This is a genomic window from Caulobacter sp. CCH9-E1 (assembly GCF_001556515.1).
Lineage (GTDB): Bacteria > Pseudomonadota > Alphaproteobacteria > Caulobacterales > Caulobacteraceae > Caulobacter.
Window position 1 is genome coordinate 1 of sequence record NZ_LSJA01000102.1, and the last position, 1453, is coordinate 1453.

The window sequence follows — 1453 nt, forward strand, 5'->3', positions numbered from 1 at the left end:
GGACCGCGCGCGGGCGGCGTAGACGCGCTGCATGGCCGCGCCGACGGCGGTCAGGATGTCCAGCTGGGTAGGCGTCGGGTCGCCCCCGGTGAAGCCCTCTGGGAACTCGTCCTTGATGTAGTTGGTCGAGATCTTGCCCGAGCGGAACCGCTCCTGGTCCATCACCGCGGCCAGGAACGGGATGTTCTGGCCCAGGCCCTCGATGTGGAAGTCCTCCAGCGCCCGGCCCATGCCGTCGATCGCCGCGCTCCGGGTTGGCGCCCAGGTGCAGAGCTTGGAGATCATCGGGTCGTAGAACATCGAGATCTCGTCGCCCTCGCGGACGCCGGCGTCGTTGCGGACCGTGTAGCCGTCCTTCTCGCCCTCCGAGGGCGGGTCGTAGCGGACCAGGCGGCCGATGCTGGGCAGGAACTTGCGGTACGGATCCTCGGCGTAGATGCGGCTCTCGATGGCCCAGCCGTTGATCTTCAGGTCCTTCTGTTCGAAGGCCAGCGTCTCGCCCCAGGCCGAGCGGATCATCTGCTCGACCAGATCAAGGCCCGTGATCAGCTCGGTGACCGGATGCTCGACCTGCAGGCGGGTGTTCATCTCCAGGAAGAAGAAGCTCTTGTCCTGGCCGGCGACGAACTCGACCGTGCCGGCCGAGTCATAGTTCACCGCCTTGGCCAGGGCGACGGCCTGGGCGCCCATGGCCGCGCGGGTCGCTTCGTCCAGAAGCGGGCTGGGGGCCTCCTCGATGACCTTCTGGTTGCGGCGCTGGATCGAGCATTCGCGCTCGAACAGGTGGACGACATTGCCGTGCTTGTCGCCCAGCACCTGGATCTCGATGTGGCGCGGGCTCTCGATGAACTTCTCGATGAAGATCCGGTCATCGCCGAAGCTGGCCTTGGCCTCGGCGCGCACGGCGGGGAAGCCCTCCTCGACGTCCTGGCGGGTCCAGGCGACGCGAATGCCCTTGCCGCCGCCGCCGGCCGAGGCCTTGATCATCACCGGATAGCCGATCTGCTCGGAGATCTTCACCGCCTCGGCCGTGTCGGCGATCTCGCCGATGTGCCCCGGCACGCAGGAGACCCCAGCCTGGGCCGCGAACTTCTTGCTCTCGATCTTGTCGCCCATCGCCTGGATGGCGCCGGGGTTGGGGCCGATGAACACGATCCCCTCGTCGGCGCAGCGCTGGGCGAAGCTGGCGTTCTCCGACAGGAAGCCGAAGCCCGGATGGATGGCCTGGGCGCCCGTCTGCTTGCAGGCGCCGATGATCTTGTCGGCCACGAGATAGGACTGGGCGGCGGGCGACGGGCCGATGTGCACGGTCTCGTCGGCCATCTCGACCGCCAGGCTGCCGGCGTCGGCGTCGGAATAGACCACCACCGTGGCGATCCCCAGCCGGCGGCACGTCTTGATGACCCGAACGGCGATCTCGCCGCGGTTGGCGATCAGGATCTTGCTGAACATC

Annotated in this window: 1 protein-coding gene; it reads right to left on the reverse strand. The window is 67.7% G+C overall.

Annotated elements, in window-relative coordinates; all coding sequences use genetic code 11:
• Positions 1 to 1452 (reverse strand): acetyl/propionyl/methylcrotonyl-CoA carboxylase subunit alpha (locus AX690_RS06585; protein ID WP_066730310.1); only part of this gene is annotated, 1452 nt, incomplete at its 3' end.
• Between the last annotated feature and the right edge of the window lies 1 nt (position 1453).